Source organism: Sandarakinorhabdus sp. (genome assembly GCF_040398645.1).
Taxonomy (GTDB): domain Bacteria; phylum Pseudomonadota; class Alphaproteobacteria; order Sphingomonadales; family Sphingomonadaceae; genus Sandarakinorhabdus.
This window is the reverse complement of sequence record NZ_JBBATR010000016.1, coordinates 44,495-47,449: the sequence shown is the minus strand read 5'-3', so window position 1 is coordinate 47,449 and position 2,955 is coordinate 44,495. Positions and strand designations below refer to the sequence as shown.

5 protein-coding genes are annotated in these 2,955 nt (G+C 64.3%); all 5 read right to left on the bottom strand.

What is annotated here, in order from left to right:
* The coding region (locus tag ABWP50_RS05660; RefSeq protein WP_353217014.1) for a chorismate synthase at positions 1-190 on the bottom strand (190 nt) is incomplete at its 3' end.
* The gene (locus ABWP50_RS05655; RefSeq protein WP_353217013.1) at positions 187-549 is read right to left on the bottom strand and encodes a VOC family protein; all 363 of its coding nucleotides are present in this window, start codon (positions 547-549) and stop codon (positions 187-189) included. The genes ABWP50_RS05655 and ABWP50_RS05660, both read right to left, overlap by 4 nt.
* The gene (gene fabI, locus ABWP50_RS05650; protein WP_353217025.1) at positions 546-1,337 is read right to left on the bottom strand and encodes an enoyl-ACP reductase FabI; all 792 of its coding nucleotides are present in this window, start codon (positions 1,335-1,337) and stop codon (positions 546-548) included. Before fabI ends, ABWP50_RS05655 begins: the two co-directional genes overlap by 4 nt.
* Positions 1,338-1,380: 43 nt before the next feature.
* Positions 1,381-2,271, bottom strand: a complete 891-nt coding sequence (locus ABWP50_RS05645) for a YihY/virulence factor BrkB family protein (protein ID WP_353217024.1) — start codon at positions 2,269-2,271, stop codon at positions 1,381-1,383.
* Positions 2,271-2,955, bottom strand: a 685-nt coding sequence (locus ABWP50_RS05640) for a J domain-containing protein (RefSeq protein WP_353217012.1), incomplete at its 5' end; no start/stop codon positions are given. The genes ABWP50_RS05645 and ABWP50_RS05640, both read right to left, overlap by 1 nt.

Genomic DNA, 2,955 nt, shown 5'->3' with positions numbered 1-2,955 from the left:
CATCGGGCTCTTGCCGCTGGGTGGTGAATTTCGATTGGCCGGGCCGGCGCTTGTCCAGGAACGGCTGAATATCCGTTTCAGCCAAGGCAATGCCGGGCGGGCAGCCATCCAGCACGGCGCCAATCGCCGGCCCGTGGCTCTCGCCCCAGGTGCTGAAGCGCAGCAGGTGACCGAATGTGTTGAGGCTCATGCTGCCGTGAACTCGATACGGTTGCCAAAGGGGTCGGCGGTGAAGAAACGGGCGTGGCCGTTCAACGGTTCATCATCTTGCACGCTGCAGCCAGCGATCGCCAGCCTCTCGCGCAGCGGTTCATACCCGGCGATACGCAGCGCCACATGTGCCTTGCGGGCTGGGCGGAAATCGGCTTCCACCCCCAAGTGCAACTGCGCCCCGGCCAACTCGAACCAGCAGCCGCCGCGTGCAGCAAGTTCAGCCGGCTTGGGAAGTTCGAGCAGGCCGACCAGATCACCAAAGAAGCGCCGCGCCTCGGCCTCACCGCCGATTGGCATGGCAATCTGCACATGATCAATGGCGGGCAGCGCCGTCATGCCAGCCCGATATCTGGCGCATCCTCGGCCTTCATGCCGATGACATTATACCCGCCATCAACATGATGAATTTCACCCGTCACGCCGCTGGCCAGATCGGACAGCAGATACACGCCGGCGCCGCCGACATCATCAATGGTGACGTTGCGGCGCAGCGGCGAATTCAGTTCATTCCATTTCAATATGTAGCGAAAATCGCCGATGCCGCTGGCCGCCAATGTCTTGATCGGGCCGGCGGAAATGGCGTTGATGCGCACATTCTGCGGGCCAAGGTCCATCGCCAGATATTTTACGCTGGCTTCCAGCGCCGCCTTGGCCACGCCCATCACGTTGTAATGCGGGATGACCTTTTCGGCGCCATAATAAGACAGGGTGATCATCGATCCGCCCGCCGGCATCATCGCCGCTGCGCGCTGCGCCACCGCCGTGAAGCTGTAGACCGACACATTCATGGTCAGCAGGAAGTTATCGAGGCTGGTATCGACATAGCGGCCGCGCAATTCATTCTTGTCGGAAAACCCGATGGCGTGAACGACAAAATCGATGGTCGGCCACTGCGCCGCGAGATCGGCAAAACAGGCATCGATGCTGGCCATGTCGGACACATCGCATTCCATCAGCCGAGCCACGCCCAGCTGCTCGGCCAATGGCCGCACCCGCTTTTCCATCATCGGGCCTTGATAGCTGAACGCCAGTTCGGCCCCGTGCTCGGCGAGGGCCTTGGCAATCCCCCACGCCAGGCTCTTGTCGTTGGCCAGGCCCATGATCAAACCGCGTTTGCCGGTCATGATCCCCATTTTATGCTCTCCGATCTGCAGAATTCGCTGTGCCTTAGGCAGATATTGCAGCAATTTCCAGCCGGGCGCGGCCAACAGCGGCATTCACCTGTGCGCCCAGCACCAGGCCAAGCCCGATGATGTAAAAATACAACAGCGCGATGATCACCCCGGCCAGGCTGCCATAGGTGACGGTGTAGCCGCCCACCAGCGCCAGCACGCGCGGCAGCGCCAGCGTGGTGATCGTCCAGGCGGCGGCGGTGGCCAGCGCGCCCGGCCAGCTCGGCGCGATGCGAAACCGGCGCGGGCACAATTGCCCAAACAGCGCCCACAGGGCCAGAAACAGCAGCAACGCCGGCACCACGCGCTGCAAGCCCAGCACCGGCACGCTGTTTGCAGCCATCGGCATCAACTGGAACACAAAGGTTTCAGCGCCGGTAACGACCACCTGTGCGCCGAACGCCAGCAGCAGGATCAGCACCAGCCCCAGCACCTCCGCCAGCCCGACCAGCCGCCAGCCCCAAAACGGCAGCGACGATGTGGTGCCGTAAGCCTGGCTGACCATGGCGCGCAGCGTGACCAGCACACCCGACGATGTCCAGAGGGCGACGATGGCGCCAAAGGTGATCACCCCGCCGCTGGCCGGCGCCGCGATCACATCGCGCACCGCCGGGCCGACCAGATCGGCAACACCGGGCGGCAGCGCCACCAGAAACGCCTCCACCGCCGCCAGCCCTTCAGCGGTGCGGCCCAGTTGACCGGCGATGTACGCCAGCAGAATGACAAAGGGGAACAAGGTGACCAGACTGAGATAGGCCAGATTGCCGGCGTGGGTGAAGCCGTTGTCAAACAGGCCCTTGCCGGCATCGACAGCGATGCGGCGCAGCGGCCACCGATCCCGCCAGCGCGGTTGCAGCAGAGGGGCCGCCACCGCCGGCAGAGCCATCAAGGATCGATCGAACCGCGCAAATCGCGGTTGTCGTTGAACATTTCGGCAAAGGCTTTCAGCTCGGCATTGTCAGCTGGGATATCGATCATTACCGTTACAAGCTGGTCGCCGCGGCTGCCATCGATGCGGCGAAAGCCGCGGCCTTTCAGGCGAAACATCTTGCCTGATGTGGTGCCGGGCGGCAGCGTGAGCGTAACGGCGCCTTCGGCCGTCGGCATGCGTATTTTGGCTCCCAGCACGGCTTCGTCGAGGCGGATCGGCAGGGTGAGCCGCACATCGTCGCCATCGCGTTCCAGGCAGTGATGCGGCGTGATCTCAATGGTGACGATGGCATCGCCGGCGCCGCCCGGCCCGGGTTCACCGCGCCCGGCCAATCGCACCTGCTTGCCGGATTCAAGCCCGGCGGGCAGCTTGATTTCAATGGTCTGGCCGCTGCGCATGATCACGCGCTGCGGGGTCAACTGCACGGCTTCGATGAAGGACACGGTCAGGCGGTAGGCCACATCCGGCCCGCGCACCTGGGTGCGAAAACCGCGGCCGCCGCCAGCGCCGCTGCGCCCGCCAAACAACTCGGCAAACAGATCATCGGCGCCGCCGGCAAAATCGAAATCTGCCCGGCCGGCGCTGCCGCCGCCAAAGCCGCCGCCGCGCCCATAATCCTGGCGGCCACCGGTGCCGCCG